Source organism: Methylobacter svalbardensis (assembly GCF_037671525.1).
Lineage (GTDB): Bacteria > Pseudomonadota > Gammaproteobacteria > Methylococcales > Methylomonadaceae > Methylobacter_A > Methylobacter_A svalbardensis.
The window spans coordinates 1-15,564 of record NZ_JAWPOH010000068.1 but is presented as its reverse complement, the minus strand read 5'-3'; the positions used below and the strand labels follow the sequence as shown (position 1 = coordinate 15,564).

Here is a 15,564-nt window from a genome sequence, read left to right as displayed (position 1 = left end):
GGTCAGTAACATCCCCGTTAAACAAAATCCTAGCCAAGTCTTTTGTAGGTGCGTCAGCCTGGCATTGGACTTTAGCTTTCCCAGGGCTGCATCTAAATCAGTGACAAACGATTTTATAAAGTGTGCCGGCTCGTACATCAACATGGTGTTGAAATACGTGGCAGTTTACACTGATTAGCTTACCCGTTTTCCGGCTGTATTTCTAAGCTTAAAAACTTGAACATCGAGTTTCAGCATCGACATTGTCCGAGGCGATGGTCATTTCCGGGAAATCAGTCAGCAGGTTGGTTAACAGAATTTGCTTGGGCAATAACGGCAGAAAAGGCAGGAACAAGGATGCGCCCGCCATACTGAACATGTTGCCGAAGTTGGAGCTGGTTGCCATGAACACGTATTTCAGCGTATTGGCGAAGGTGATGCGTCCTTCTCGGACACCCTGGACCAGAACGGCCAGGTCTTTTTCCAACAGCACAATTTCGGCCGTTTCCTTGGCGATGTCGGCAGCGCTATCGACAGAAATGCCGACATCGGCGGCATGCAGTGCAGACACATCATTAATGCCATCGCCCATATAGCCGACCACAAAACCGGCTTTTTTCAGCGCAATGATAATGCGTTCTTTCTGGTTGGGCTCGACTTCGGCGAATAAATCGACTTTTGCTACTTTATGCATCAAGGCTCTGCCGCTCATTTTTTCAATTTCCGGGCCGGTCAGGATTTCATGTTCGGCAAGTCCCAGTTGCTTGCTGACGGTGGCCGCTACCAGGCGATTATCGCCGGTAATGATTTTGAGCGTCACGCCCAGTTCGCGCAGTTGCTGGATCGTTTCGGCGCAGTCCGCTTTGGGCGGATCGAAAAATAGCAGAAAGCCTAAAAAGCGCATTCCGGTCTCATCGGTCTTATCAATCCGTGCCTTGGAATCCATGGGCTTATAGGCCAATCCCAAGGTACGGAATCCCTGACGGCTGAAGTCTTCGTAACGCTGCTGGATTTGCTTGCTGACCGACTCTATCGGTGTCAATGTGCCATCGGCATTTTCCGCCTCGGAGCAGGCGGCAAGCACATTGGTCAGCGCGCCTTTGGTGATCAACAGGTTTTCACCCTGCTTTGAAATTAACAGGCTTAACCGTTTGCGATAAAAATCATAGGGAATTTCCGCCAGTTTTTTGCAGTCTTTTACATCGAACTGCCGGTATTGCCGGATCGCTTCGTCGATCGGGTTGCTAAATCCGGTTTCATAAACGGAATTAAGGTAGGCATAAAATGCCACCTTTTCGCCGGCGTTGCCTGACAGATCAAACGTATCGTGCAGATGCACGGTGCCTTCGGTCAAGGTGCCGGTTTTATCCGAACACAGCACATTCATGCTGCCGAAGTTCTCGATGGAGGCCAACTGTTTAACGATGACTTTCTTTTCAGCCATGCGCTTGGCACCGTGAGCCAGATTGATGCTGATGATTGCGGGCAATAATTGCGGCGTTAAGCCTACGGCGAGCGCCAGCGCGAACAGAAACGAATCCAGCACCGCTTTTTCAAGATAGACATTCACCGCGAAAATAAGAATCACCAGTATCAGCGTGATTTCCATCAGCAGATAACCGAAACGCCGGATGCCGCGTTCAAATTCGGTTTCAGGAGCCTTTAACTTGATGCGCAGGGAAAGTTTGCCAAACTCCGTGGTTTGCCCTGTGGCAACCACCAGCGCCGTTGCAGCGCCGCTCTGTACATGCGTTCCCATCCATAAGGCGTTGGTGCGCTGGCTTAATGCAGTATCTATCGGCAACACGCCGGGCAATTTTTCGACAGGATAACTCTCTCCGGTCAGTATGGCTTCATCAATAAACAGGTTGTCGGATTCCAGAATCAGGCAATCCCCCGAAATAACGTCCCCGGCCTTGAGCAATATAATATCGCCGGGAATCAGGTTTTCGGCGGCAATCTCCGTGGCGATGCCGTCACGAAACACGCTGACCTTGATTTGCACGATCGCCAACAGTTTTTCTATGGCGCTGACTGCACCTTTTTCCTGCCAGAACCCCAACGAACCGCTGATCAGGACTATCGTTAAAATAATCGCCGCATCGAGCCGGTCATGTAAATAGAATGACAAACCCGTGGCAAAAAGCAGCATCAGAATAATAGAGTTTTTAAACTGGGCAAAAAACAAGCGCAAGTTCCCCGTTTGCTTTTTGTTATTCAACCGGTTTGCACCATAGCGCTTTATGCGCTGATCGGCTTCTTCATGGCTTAATCCGTGAACTGTCGTATTCAGCTGCTTGAGTTGCTGCTCAGCAGGAGTATTCCAGAAGGCGTTGAGAGCTTTAGTTTTATCAGCTTTTGAAGTGTTTATCATGGCTCAATCCTGGTTGTGATGCCGTTTTGATTATTGGTTAAAACACAACTACGCCAGAAATCAGTAAATACCTCTAATTTTGGGGCCAGTGCTAAACAGGTGGAAATAGACCATCACTAAAAATAGTGATGGTATTAGCCACGATTAACAAAGAAATAAACTGCCTTAATTTCTTCATTTTGCTGTAGTTCCATATTTAAGTCTCCAGGTACAAAAATCAACTAAGTTCTCTCATTTCTTAACACCCATCAAACCCAACAAGCCCCTCATCAACATCAAAGGTGTGGGCGGGCAACCGGGAATCACTGCATCAACCGGAATGACATTGGACACCGCGCCGCAACTGGCATAAGACACGCCGAATTCGCCGCCGCAGGCAGCACAATCTCCGACTGCAACCACCCATTTCGGATTCGGTGTCGCCTCATAGGTGCGCAGTAACGCAGTCTGCATGTGCCTCGATACAGGCCCGGTGACCAATAGCACGTCGGCGTGTCTTGGCGAAGCTACAAAATGGATACCAAAGCGTTCAATATCGTAAAAGGGATTGTTCAGCGCATGAATTTCCAGTTCGCAGCCGTTACAGGAACCCGCATCGACGGCGCGTATCGCAATGCTGCCGGAAAATTGCTTGTCTATGTGCCGTTTTATTTGGATGCCCAATTGCTCCAGCTCGTCCTCGTTCCCATGCTCTGCGTGGGAACGTAGGCTAAATCGTTCGGTGACGACACCCGTGGTCAGGATTTTTTTAAAAATTCTCAGCATATTCCCTTCCTATAAATCATTGCCTGAATAAGAGCCATTCAGGGATTTGTTGCACACAGGAAAATCCGGCACGATATTATTCAACACCAGTTTTTCCAACGCAGGCCAGTTTAATTGACTGGGGTCACGCGGATAAAATCGGGCGATTTTGTTATCGGCATCAAATCGAATGTGACTGATAATTTCGCCACGCCAGCCTTCAACGATGCCAAGACCTTCACTGCCTGCAAGCGGAATTTGCCAGTCGCTACGTATGTCACCGGCAACCAGTTGGTCGATGAATTTTTCGATCAGATATAAAGCCGTCCTGATCTCCTTGTACCTTATCCAGAATCTGGAGGCGATATCGCCCTGCGTTTCCAGTGCGACTTTAACTGTTACCTGATCGTAAGGCGCATAGGGGGCATCGCGGCGTACATCCTTATCCTGTCCGCTGGCCCGTCCGACGTAACCTAAGGTTCCAAATGCGGCGGCGATTTCTTCAGACAGAAAACCGGCCGTGTATAGCCGGTCTTCCAGTGAAGAATTGAGATCCAGCGCGAGTATGACTTCCGCCAGTTCCGTTCTTAATTCGACTATATCCTTCATAATCAGGGCGCAGGATTCATTCGACAGGTCGCAGGCAACACCGCCGGGAACAATTTGATCCATCAACAGGCGATGACCGAAAACGGTCGCATTGGTGCGCAGCCAGAGTTCGCGCAAGCGGGTAAACTGCATTTGCGCGAACACAAAAGCGACATCGTTACAGATAGCGCCAATATCGCCCATGTGATTGGCGATGCGCTCCCGTTCCGCCAGAATGCCCCGAATTAAAGCGGCGCGTGGCGGGATAAGAACGCCCGCCGCTTGTTCCATTGCCATACAGGCAGCCCAGCAATGTCCGACGGCAGTATCGCCGGAAACGCGCCCCGCCAGTTTGGCTAGAGACTCGGGCTCTCTGCCTTCGGCAATTTTCTCTATGCCTTTATGCGTATAACCCAAACGTTCTTCCAGATTCAAGATCAGTTCACCGACGGCCTGAAACCTGAAATGTCCAGGTTCGATAATACCGGCATGAACCGGGCCTACCGGAATTTCATAAACACCGGCGCCGTGGGCTTTAATAAACGGATAATTAATGTCGGGCGGCGTGATACCAACCGGTCTGCCCTGAACAGGAAAGTCTTTGCGTAACGGATAACTGTTTTCAATCCAGGCTTGATGCCGCGTCCAACGCCGGTTATCGGGATGACCGACAAATTTGATCCCGAATAGGTCTTGCGTATGACGTTCACTGCGGTTGGCGGCGGGATAAACCGTAGCCTGACTGGGAAGTTCAGGACTTGAATCATCCACGATCGTGCGCAACAGCACATACTCGCCGTGTTTTTCAAAACAGGTATTGATGAAGAACTGGCTATCAACCTGTTCCGCCCATCCGGCAGCCCAACGCAGGTTTTGCTGTACGGCCTGTTCTGCAAAGCGTTGCCAGGCGTGGCTTTCGATTTGCCATAGCGTTGTTGAGGCCGTATCGATCTGGATAACAGTTATATCCGTACTCAGCTGGCTTAAAAAATCCGTAGTCCAGTTTGAAGAACTCATAGCGGGGTACTCCCGGAAATCAATAGTGTCGCCTGTGAAAACCAGTGCGCCAGGAAGCCGGGAATAGCCAGACCCAGCCAAAGCACTAACACCAGATGTATCGTGACCGGCCACAAGTTGGCTTTAATCGGGTTTTGACCTTCGGGCCTGTCGCCGTAAACCATAGGCTGGATATGCCTGAACAGTCCGGCAAAGGCGATGCCGATACCCAGCAACAGCAATGGCGCCAACCAGGGATAACTGTGCATGGTCGCCAGCAGCACCAGAAACTCGCTGGTAAACACGCCGAATGGCGGAAATCCGGCAATAGCAATGGTACCGATCAACAAGCCCCAACCGATCTTGGGCTGGGTTTTAATCAGGCCGCGGATCTGCTCTATGCGCTGGGTTCCGGCAAGCTGCGCCGCATGACCTACCGTCACAAAAATGGCCGACTTGGTCAGTGAATGCACGGTCATGTGCAGCAACGCGGCAAATGTGGCTAGAGGTCCGCCGATGCCGAACGCGAAAGTCATCAGCCCCATGTGCTCGATGGATGAGTAACTGAACAGTCGTTTAATATCTTTCTGCCGATGCAGCAATATCGCCGCGACCAGAAACGACAGCATGCCGAAGCCCATCATCAGGTAACCGGCCATATTGGAATCTGTCGCGCCATCCACCAGCATTTTATTACGCACCACGGCGTATAGCGCATCGTTTAACAGCAATCCCGATAACACCGCCGACATCGGCGTCGGACCTTCGGAATGGGCATCCGGCAACCAGTTATGCAACGGCACCAAGCCGATTTTGGTGCCGTAACCAATCAGTAGAAAAACAAAGGCAATTTCAAGGATTTCCGGATTTAATTTGTCGGCGTTTTCGTAAAGCACCGACCACAGCAAGGCATTCTCCCCGTCGCCGATCTGCACTGCCGCATAATACAGCAGAATGGTGCCGAACAGCGCCTGGGCAATACCCACACCGCACAAAATAAAATATTTCCACGCCGCCTCGATAGACTCCGGCGTACGATACAGACTAACCAGCATCACGGTTGCCAGCGTCGCGCCTTCCATTGCCACCCACATGATGCCCATATTATTGGTGGTCAATACCAGATACATGGCCAGCATAAAACCCTGAAACATCGAGTAATACAGTTTTAAGCGCTTATCACTGAGCTTGCCGATTTCCTTTTCATGCGCCATATAGGGCGAGGAAAATATCGACGTGGTGAAGCCGACAAAAGCCGTTAACACAATCAAATACACATTAAACGGGTCGATTAAAAAAGCCTTGCCTGTTGAAATAATGGTACCCTGATTGAGTACGTTAATCGCCAGCCAGATAGTCGCCAGCAAACAAATGCCGTTAAACCGGACATTGAGTTTTCCGGTATCTGTTCTGTGTCCTGCCAGCGCAAAATAGAGTATGCCGACTAACGGTATCAATAAGACCAAATAGACGGCAATCATTTGTCCACCTCATGCAGCTTGTTTAGCAGATCGACATCCAGCGAATCAATACTGGTGCGTATATGCAGGAAAAAGATGCCGAACAGCACCGCAGCGACCAGTACGTCGAAGGCAATACCCAGTTCAACCACCATCGGCATGCCATTGGTGGCGACGATGGCTGCGAAAAACAAACCGTTTTCTATCGACATAAAGCCGACCACATGGGCGATGGCCTGCCGATGCGAAATCATTAACAACATGCCCAGAAGCATCACGGAAAGACTGACCGCCAAGGCATTCAGCATGACGATTGATGAGGATTGTACAATAGGGTGCAACACGTAATAACTGAATACCATCAGACTGGCTCCGCCCATCATCACCGCCGTATTATTTTTTAATGCTTCAATATCGCGATGCATAGCCATTTTCAAAACCTGCCGCCTCAACATCCACGGGATAAGAATCACTTTAAGCACCAACGTCAGCACCGCAGAAATATACAGATGATGACTATCCAGGCTGTAGGCCGCCAATGCCGTAGTCAAGGTTAATAAAAAGCCCTGCATCGCAAACACAAAGATCAGCCTCAGCAACCTCCCCTGCCCTAACATTAGAAACGAGGTAAGCCCCACCAATGCCGCCATTGATAAAATGGCCTGCGTATAAAAATCCAATTGTTCAATATTCATGAATAAAATCCTAAAAGACAAAGGGCGAAAGGCTAAGGGCTAAGGCCTGGATTTGATGCGCGGTTCTCGCCCTTCGTCCTTCGCCTTTTGCCTTCCTCACCTCGACGCCTCTAAAATGATGTGGCTCAACATCCCCAACAACCCCAACAAATAAGCGAAACTAAGAAATTCCTGCACCCGGAACAGGCGCATCTTTGCAACCAGCGTTTCTGCCATCGCCAGAAAAACCGCCAACACCGCCAGCTTGCCCATAATAGCCAGCAAGCCATAGCCTAACGCTTGGATACTAAGAACTTCGGCGATACCCCAGGGAAAAAAGATATTGGCGATCAATACGCCGTACAGCATCAGCTTCAACTGACTGGCCCATTCAATCAACGCCAGATGACGACCGCTGTATTCAAGAATCATCGCTTCATGAATCATGGTCAACTCCAGATGCGTCGCCGGATTATCCACCGGAATGCGGCCGGTTTCGGCGACGGCAACCAGTATCAACGCAGCCAAGGCAAATACAAAAGAAGGCCTTAAAACCAGACCTTCATTGAGCACATGGGCGATAGCCAACGATAAATTAGTCGTCGATGCCGCCATGGTCAGGGTAAAAATAGCCATCAACATCGCCGGTTCCGCCAGCGATGAAATAGTCATTTCCCGCGATGAACCCATGCCGCCGAATGCGGTGCCGACGTCTAGACCTGCCAGCGCCAGAAAAAACCGGGCAAAAGCGAAAAAACCCACCATCACAATCACATCAGCGGTGGCCGAAGTCGGTAAATCGACGGCAATCAACGGCACAACGGTCGCCGCCAACACTGTTGCCGAAAAAATAATGTACGGTGCTTTGATAAATAACCACGAAGCCTGTTCCGAGACCACCGGTTGTTTATAAGTTAATTTAAGCAAATCCCGGTAAGGCTGAAAAATAGAAGGCGCTTTACGGTTTTGTAACCGGCATTTGCAGCATTTGACCCAACCCGCCAGCAACGGGGCCAACGCGACAAACAGTATGGTTTGTAAGACAGCGATTAACCAGTTCATCAGCTGATCACCCATAACAGTAATAGTAAGGTTGCAAACGAATAGCCCAGATAAACCCGGATATTGCCCGTTTGAATGCGTCCCACCAGTTTGGCCGTGTTGTTTACTCCGCGAGCAATCGGTTCATACAACCGCGGCCAACTGTGATCCTGAATCTGCAATTGATAATGAACCGCCGCCACATCCTGATTCATTGCGCCGTGCATGTCCTTGTCGATCCGCTCGTCAATAATCCAGACCTTGGCGAAAATCCGCCGGAACGGCATCGTAAAAGCGCTGCTGCTGTATTGCATTTTCGGTGTTAAGCCGCCAAAACCGCAATCCCAGGTTTCGGCTCTACGTATTGCCGTTGCGGGATTGCGCCGCAGATACCAAAAACTGATGCAACCGGCAATCAGTGCTCCGATCAAAACCAACGGAGGAGCATAAGAAGCTTGATCAGCAGAAACCGGTGCCAGCCACAACCAGCCTAAAGTGGCGTCATTCGGTAAGGTTTGACCTAATAATTGCCCGGAAACACCGTTGATCAGGCTGATTACCGGACCGGGGAAAATCCCGAACAAAAAGCACAAACCGGCCAGTAGCGCAGGACCTGCCAGCATGCCTTTATCCCGGACTTCATGCGCTTTATCGCAATGATGAGAACGGGGTTGTCCCAAAAAGATCAAGCCGAATACTTTGACAAAACAGGCGGCCGCCAATGCCGCTGTCAGCGCTAATGCAGCGGCGGCGACGGGTATCAAGCTGCGCAATACGCCATTGTCCAGCACATCGACCTGCAATGCGGTCTGAAAAGCCAGCCATTCCGAAACAAAGCCGTTAAACAACGGTAATGACGAGATACTCATGCAACCGATCAAAAACAATACACTGGTTTTCGGCATCTTTTTAATCAACCCGCCCATCATGTCGATATTTAATTCATGGGTTTGATGTTGAATGATACCGGCACCAAGAAATAGCAGGTTCTTAAACAGCGCATGATTGAAGGCGTGAAACAGCGCCGCCAAAAACCCCAGCGCTGCCAGTTGCGGCTGACTGTTTGCCATAAAAATCATCGACAGCCCCAGCACCATAAAAATAATGCCGATGTTTTCGACCGAACTGTAGGCCAACAGGCGTTTTAAATTGGTCTGCATCATCGCGTACAAAATACCGCCCAGCGCAGAGATAGTACCCAGTATCAGCAGCACCACGCCCCACTGCCAATGTACATCGCCGAGCAAATCATAGCAAAAACGGATTAGCCCATAAAGCGCGACCTTAAGCATCACCCCGCTCATCAGCGCTGAAATATGCGAAGGCGCCACCGGATGCGCTTCAGGCAGCCAGACATGCACAGGGACTATCCCGGCTTTCATGCCGAAACCGAGCAGTGCCAACATAAAGGCGATGCTGGCCCAGGTAGTTGACAGCTTCGCCTCACGCAAGGCATCGAAAGTAAAGCCGTCTGCAAAACCGGCCAGTACGCCAAAGCCCAGAATAATGGCTAATGCACCGACTTCCGCCATCAATAAATAAAGAAAAGCAGCGCGGCGATTGGCTGAATTTTCATGCTGGAACGCCACCAGAAAATAACTGGCAACCGACATCAACTCCCAGGCAATCATGAAAAAGAAGGCGTCATCGGCCAACAGCACCAGCAACATCCCGGCAACGAACAGTCCGGTAAACAAGCTCAAGACGGCAAATGGATGCTGGCTTTCCTTATAACTATTGACATAGCCCGGCCCGTAAAGACTGACTGCGCTTACCGCAATACCCACGATTAAAAAGAAAAAACCGGACAAGCAGTCAAAACGAACGTGCCAGGGCAGCCAAGGTAACCCTAAGCTAAGTTGATCGGTAACAACTTCTTTACTGATCAATACACTCAATCCGGCCAATACCGCGAAAACACCGGACAAACCCAGCAAAACAAACACCGCTTGCCGCAACAAAACCGGAAATCGCTTTTCTTCCAGACAGGCGGTAATCACAGGCTGACAACGTTCATTATCGCTAGGGAATCTTTTAAACCAGTACCGACTAAACAGCCGTATATGCCGCCGCTGGTGCATCAATAGTCCCAGCAAGCCGGAAAAAAAACTTAGCAGAACAGCACTATAAGCTAATACAAGGATCATGAAATTCTCACTCTTCAATAACGTATTTGATTATTATATATCCCCTACACCCCATAATGGTCGCTTTTACGGCGGCTCATGTTGTTGCGTTTCATTCTGCGCACCGCCAAGGGGTGTTCTGAGAAGGTATCGTGATATTCCATGCCGAAAAACTTGCATTGCCCGCCCCGCCCTTCATAGTCATGCTGAAAATCATGAATAAACTCCATCACGGTATGATCGATCAGGTATGCATTGTTCAATTGAAAGATAACTATTTTTCCATTTTCCAGATGCGCCAGAGCGGTTTTTAAGGACATGAAGTTGGAGAAAATGGCAGCGCCTACTATTGAGATTACAACAGAATCATCGTCTTTCGGTTCAATGACAAAATGAATCTTGAACAGGTTATTCAGCCTGACACCGCGTAGCATATGGATAGTAAACTTGGTTAAAATGCCGATACCGACACCGATTAATAAATCAGTCGCCAATACACCGATAATCGTCACCACGAACATAAACAACTGCTCTTTACCTACACCCATGACCTTGGCAAACTCCTTAGGCGAAGCCAGACGAAAACCGGTAAATACCAGTAACGCAGCAAGAGCGGCTAACGGAATGCTGTGAATCAAGCGGGGAAACAGCACCACGAACAACAACAAAAATGCACCATGAAAAAAGTTGGCCCAACCGGTCTTTGCCCCATTATTTATGTTAGCCGAACTACGCACGATCTCCGCTATCATCGGAAAACCACCGATTAAACCGGCAAGCAGATTACCCGCACCTACTGCGGTTAAATCGCGATCAAGATTGGAATGACGTTTATAGGGATCAAGTTTATCTACCGCCATCGCGCTGAGTAAACTCTCAAGACTGCCCACCAAACAAATGCTCACCACCGCTTCCCAGAACTCAAGACTCAGTGATTTTGAAAAGTCAGGAAAATAAAAGCCGGACATGAAATTATCGGAAATCGCGACTAGAAACCTCGGTCCGACGGTTGCTTCATGATGCGGCAAAAAATCGGCATCCGGCAGAAACAAATACATGTGCTCATGTTGCAGGTCGAAATACCGCGCCAAGCCCATACCCACCAACACCACGATGAGCGGAGCCGGAATCATCTTTAAGACTGGGTTTTTAATCATCGACCAGATTATCAGTATCAACAATCCTGAAATACCGATAATGGCAATATCAGGATTAAGCGTAGCAATGCTATGTGGAATCTGAGCGATAGTCGAAAACAGACTGCTGCCTTTTTCCGGTGCAGTACCCAATACCACGTTGATTTGCTTGGCCATGATAATAATACCAATAGCTGCCAACATGCCATGCACCACCGATGCCGGAAAAAACGAGCTCAGCCGCCCCGCCTTAAAAAAGCCCAGCAGAATCTGCAACACACTGGCAACGACGATGGCAGCCAGTGTATAACGGTAACCAGCCATCGCATCGCCTTCACCCAACGATTGTACCGCACCAAGAACCACCACGATCAACCCGGCGGCTGGACCGTTAATCGTTACAAATGACCCGTTGAAACGCGAAACCAGCATCCCACCGATAATAGCCGTGATAATACCGGACATCGGAGGAAAACCGGACGCCATTGCTATACCCAAGCACAACGGCAACGCAATAAGAAAAACCAGGAAACCGGACAGCAAATCACTACGCCAGTTTTCTTTTAAACCGGCTAAACCGGATTTTGGTAACCCAGGCAGGGATGACTCAGCCATAAAAAATCCTTGTGATGATAAAAAGTTTATATCGAGTTACAAGCGATTAGTATGCCAATCTTATTTAATTACGATAACACCATGATTTTAATTGTTATTTTATCTGTTTAGCCGGAGATAAGAAGAAACCTTAAGGTGCAAAACAACCGTTCGATTGTTGTTTTGCACTTATGCCGGAGAAATTGCAGCTGTTTTGCTTGTTAATCAGTGAAGCCTCTATTGACTTCGCTATCCTACAAACAGGGTTTCCTAAAATGATCCGATGCTTAGTAGGTACTGTAATGGCGAAGATCATAAAGAGTAATCGGCATAAAAGTCGATTTCAAACCTTGCTGTTATTGGCTTTTAACTTGAGTGAACTTGATGGTTGGAAACGGGGGAGCGACCAAAAGCTTTGGTGGTTTTAAACAATATCACCGTCGAATTTTTATGGCTTTTAGAGGTTACGCATTGACAGGAAACGTTACATATAGACGTCAAAACCCCTCGGCAAAGCCGGAGACTTGAAAACGTGAACCGCTCAAAGCGGGTTAATTTATGCGCCACCTAGAGGTGACGGTGCCTCAAAATAAGTCGAGTTGCTCTATTCGCTTGTCCTCTTCTTCTTGATGCTTAATGTAATTAATTATTTTTTTATACGATTTACCCTGCTTTTTAAAGCAGACAAATTTACCCCGTCTTTAAGTTGATAGCCCACATTTCAATATATCAAGCTTCAATAACCACTTTCAGTATTTTTCCGGGAATAAGAGAATTGCTTATTTCAGGCGGATTCCATTTACGCAGATCGGCGATAGAAACATTGAATTTACGAGAAATTTGTGCCAGTGAATCGCCTTTTTTTACTGTGTACTTAATCGTACGAATTCCTGCTGCTGCCGCTTGAACATGTTGATTAGCGGCTTTAATAGTCAATTTCTGACCTGAAATCAGTGTCGCTTTCACCGTTATTTTGTTCCAGGTCGCTATATCGTTAGTGCTAACTGAAAATTTCTGCGCTATATTCCAGAACGTGTCGCCTTTTTGTACAACATAAATTTGGGTAGAGCCTGCTTTACTTTTAGCTATTTTGGCAGTGTGCTTTGCATCAGCTGTTTCTTGTCGCAGAGGCAGCTTTAAAAGCATACCGGAGTTAATAGAATTACTGGTTAAATGGTTGGTCTGACGGATTGATTGAACGGTTATGTTATTCCTGCCGGCAATAGATGAGAGAGTTTCCCCGGCTTTAACCTTGTGTTGGCTTGAGACAGTCTGGGGTTCATCATGTCGAATTTTTGCAATCGTCTCGTAGTGATAGCGCTTCATGTCGACCCGTTCTTCGTAGGGTAATTGCGCCAAATTTTGCTTAAATGATTGTACTTTGGCAACAGGAATTAACAAGTGATGCGGCCCTTGCGGCGCGGTGCTTGAATGGTTAAAGCCGGGATTTAATTTTAAAAATTCATTAAGAGGTGTGCCGGCCAGCTCTGCGGCTTTGTTTAAATCCAGCTGGGATCTAACGTCAACAAGTTCACAGTAGGGTTTATTGGGGATATGTTGTAAATTAATATTGTATTTCTCAGCATTGGCAAATATTTTGGCTATGGCCAACAGCCGTGGTACATAGTCTGCCGTTTCCTTAGGAATATCTAGTGACCAGTAATCGGTTGCCAAATTGAGACTTTCATTTTTTTCGATAGCTTTTCTGATATTGCCTTTGCCAAAATTATAGGAGGCCAGCGCAAGATACCAATCGCCATCAAAAGTCTCACCCAGTTGTTTAAGAAAAGTAGTTGCTGCTTTGGTTGAAGCATAAACATCACGACGCCCATCATACCAATCGTTTTGTTGAAGGCCGAAAAAACGACCGGTAGCCGGTATAAATTGCCAAAGTCCTGATGCATCGCTCCTTGAATAAGCTTCCGGCAAAAAAGCACTCTCAACTACAGGCAATAAAGCCAGTTCTCCGGGAATATTTTTTGCTTCGATCTCATTAAGTATAAGATGCAGATAAGGTTCCGCCCGTTGCTGAATTCTGGCAAGATAACCAGGATGTCTTAAGTACCAGTTTAACTCGCGATCAATCCGTTCATTTTGAATATCGGGTAGCGAATATAATGATAGTAACCGTTCCCAAACCGTATTCTTGTACCTTGTCGGTACAGTGTGTTTTTGTTTGCCGAACGGATGGAGAGCATGCCTCACATAACCGTCATTCATTTCGGAGGTGGAAGGCGGCTTATCGTTAAAAGATTTTTTTGAGGTTGTAGAGCAGCCTGTTGCTATTAAAAAGGTCAATAGTAGTAAAAATTTAGCCAACCGGTTACAGTTAATGCGCATCACCTAAGCCTTTTAAGAATGAAGTTTTTTATTAGAATGTTATCATTATAGCTTGTTTTTATTGAAAATCATCAACATCAGATAGTGTAGAGTTAGCACATGAAACGCAATTTCTTATTTGCCTGGTATCAAACGCCAAGAGGCAAGCTGCTACAACAGCTTGAAGCCGACTATATACAGCGTTCTATTACCGTCAGTTGTCAACAGACTATTTTGCAGATTGGTGGTTTAAACTGGGAAAATGAATTCATCGACTGCTCTTTATACAAAAATTTTACGATACTCGATGCCAAAAACCTAGGCTGCGATAAAGCGAGAAAGATTCGTGCAAAAGCATACAGCCTACCCTTGCAAAGCAACTGTATCGATATGATCATAGTACCGCACTTATTGGAGTTTGACGCCTTCCGGTTTCAGACCATGCGGGAAGTAGAACGTGTTTTGAAACCTGAAGGCATATTAATTGTGCTGAATTTCAATCCTTGGAGTCTATGGGTTAGATACCAGTACTTATGGGATAAAAAAATGGCTAATTCATGGGGAGGACACTTTATTTCCCGATCAAGGATTTTAGACTGGCTAAAATTATTAAATTTTGAAGTAATCGTATCCTCGGAGTTTAATTTGGATACGGTAAAATCGACTCATGAAAAATTCATAACTCGAGGACACTCGCTCACATCAACCGCCTATGCGATTAAAGCTATCAAGCGCCGTTACAACCTAATTCCCTTAACACCGGTAAAAGCGCTAACCCCCCGTTCAATCTTGGCAAACTCACTTAATTCACCCACAACACAGAAAAATAGACATGACTAATTCCGTCATTATTTATACCGATGGTGCCTGTAAAGGCAACCCTGGACCGGGCGGTTGGGGAGTTATAATCAGTTATAAGGGCACCGTCAAAGAACTTTTTGGCGGCGACCCCGATACCACCAACAATCGTATGGAGTTGATGGCGGCAATCCAGGCATTGGAAACCCTGACCCAGCCCTGTTCCGTACGAATCAATACCGACTCAAAATATGTACTGCAAGGCATTACCGAATGGATGGTCAACTGGAAAAAACGCGGCTGGAAAACGGCCTCCAGAGCCCCGGTCAAGAATGAAGATCTATGGCGCAGGTTGGATGCAGCCATTCAGCGGCACAATATTGAATGGACATGGGTAAAAGGTCATTCAGGCGATAAAGATAACGACAGAGCCGATGAACTGGCTAATTTTGGTATTGATTCTTTAAGATAATCAGGATCGATACTTTAAACTGCCTGATGTCTGCGATCAATATACGAAGCGTGAATGTGTAAGGATGATCGCTTCGTACTTCATTTTCGTGTCGCATTAAGGTAGAGCAACGCATAAAGTTTTCTGGGGTTAAATACATCTCCTTACACACAAATACTAAACCAGTCCATCTAGCTTGCGGGCTATCTGTATTCCATACACGCAGTCTTGTATTCTCTGGAACCCTTTCCATATGCTTTTAGCGCCGGGCTCTCCATCCGATT

At 47.5% G+C, this 15,564-nt stretch carries 11 protein-coding genes; 2 read left to right on the top strand and 9 right to left on the bottom strand.

Features of this window, described 5'->3' with window-relative positions:
* Positions 1 to 208 precede the first annotated feature (208 nt).
* The 9 genes from mgtA to RW114_RS17310 all read right to left on the bottom strand — a co-directional run bounded on the left by mgtA (position 209) and on the right by RW114_RS17310 (position 14,031).
* Positions 209 to 2,353 (bottom strand): magnesium-translocating P-type ATPase, encoded by a 2,145-nt coding sequence (mgtA, locus tag RW114_RS17350; protein ID WP_340124021.1) that lies wholly within the window; start codon positions 2,351 to 2,353, stop codon positions 209 to 211.
* Between the two features lie 231 nt (positions 2,354 to 2,584).
* Positions 2,585 to 3,118, bottom strand: a complete 534-nt coding sequence (locus RW114_RS17345) for an NADH-quinone oxidoreductase subunit B family protein (RefSeq protein ID WP_340124020.1) — start codon at positions 3,116 to 3,118, stop codon at positions 2,585 to 2,587.
* A 9-nt stretch (positions 3,119 to 3,127) separates the two neighbouring features.
* Complete coding sequence (locus tag RW114_RS17340; protein WP_340124019.1) at positions 3,128 to 4,702, bottom strand: hydrogenase large subunit; 1,575 nt, start codon at positions 4,700 to 4,702, stop codon at positions 3,128 to 3,130.
* Positions 4,699 to 6,162, bottom strand: a complete 1,464-nt coding sequence (locus tag RW114_RS17335; RefSeq protein ID WP_340124018.1) for a hydrogenase 4 subunit F — start codon at positions 6,160 to 6,162, stop codon at positions 4,699 to 4,701. The genes RW114_RS17340 and RW114_RS17335 overlap by 4 nt, the downstream gene beginning before the upstream one ends.
* Positions 6,159 to 6,836: a formate hydrogenlyase gene (locus RW114_RS17330; RefSeq protein WP_340124017.1), complete on the bottom strand. Its 678-nt coding sequence runs from the start codon at positions 6,834 to 6,836 to the stop codon at positions 6,159 to 6,161. Before RW114_RS17330 ends, RW114_RS17335 begins: the two co-directional genes overlap by 4 nt.
* Positions 6,837 to 6,932: 96 nt before the next feature.
* Entirely contained in the window at positions 6,933 to 7,877 is a 945-nt protein-coding gene (locus tag RW114_RS17325; protein ID WP_340124016.1) for a respiratory chain complex I subunit 1 family protein, read from the bottom strand.
* Entirely contained in the window at positions 7,877 to 10,003 is a 2,127-nt protein-coding gene (hyfB, locus tag RW114_RS17320) for a hydrogenase 4 subunit B (RefSeq protein ID WP_340124015.1), read from the bottom strand. The genes RW114_RS17325 and hyfB overlap by 1 nt, the downstream gene beginning before the upstream one ends.
* Positions 10,004 to 10,047: 44 nt before the next feature.
* The gene (locus RW114_RS17315) at positions 10,048 to 11,733 is read right to left on the bottom strand and encodes a SulP family inorganic anion transporter (protein ID WP_340124014.1); all 1,686 of its coding nucleotides are present in this window, start codon (positions 11,731 to 11,733) and stop codon (positions 10,048 to 10,050) included.
* A 708-nt stretch (positions 11,734 to 12,441) separates the two neighbouring features.
* Positions 12,442 to 14,031, bottom strand: a complete 1,590-nt coding sequence (locus RW114_RS17310) for a LysM peptidoglycan-binding domain-containing protein (protein WP_340124013.1) — start codon at positions 14,029 to 14,031, stop codon at positions 12,442 to 12,444.
* 120 nt (positions 14,032 to 14,151) lie between these two features.
* Between RW114_RS17310 and RW114_RS17305 the strand changes: the two genes are divergently transcribed.
* Both RW114_RS17305 and rnhA read left to right on the top strand, forming a co-directional pair.
* Positions 14,152 to 14,871 carry a class I SAM-dependent methyltransferase gene (locus RW114_RS17305; RefSeq protein WP_340124012.1) on the top strand — a complete coding sequence of 240 codons (720 nt, stop codon included), beginning with the start codon at positions 14,152 to 14,154 and terminating at the stop codon, positions 14,869 to 14,871.
* A complete protein-coding gene (rnhA, locus tag RW114_RS17300; RefSeq protein WP_340124011.1) occupies positions 14,864 to 15,301 on the top strand; it encodes a ribonuclease HI in 438 nt (145 codons plus the stop codon). The genes RW114_RS17305 and rnhA overlap by 8 nt, the downstream gene beginning before the upstream one ends.
* Positions 15,302 to 15,564: the final 263 nt, after the last annotated feature.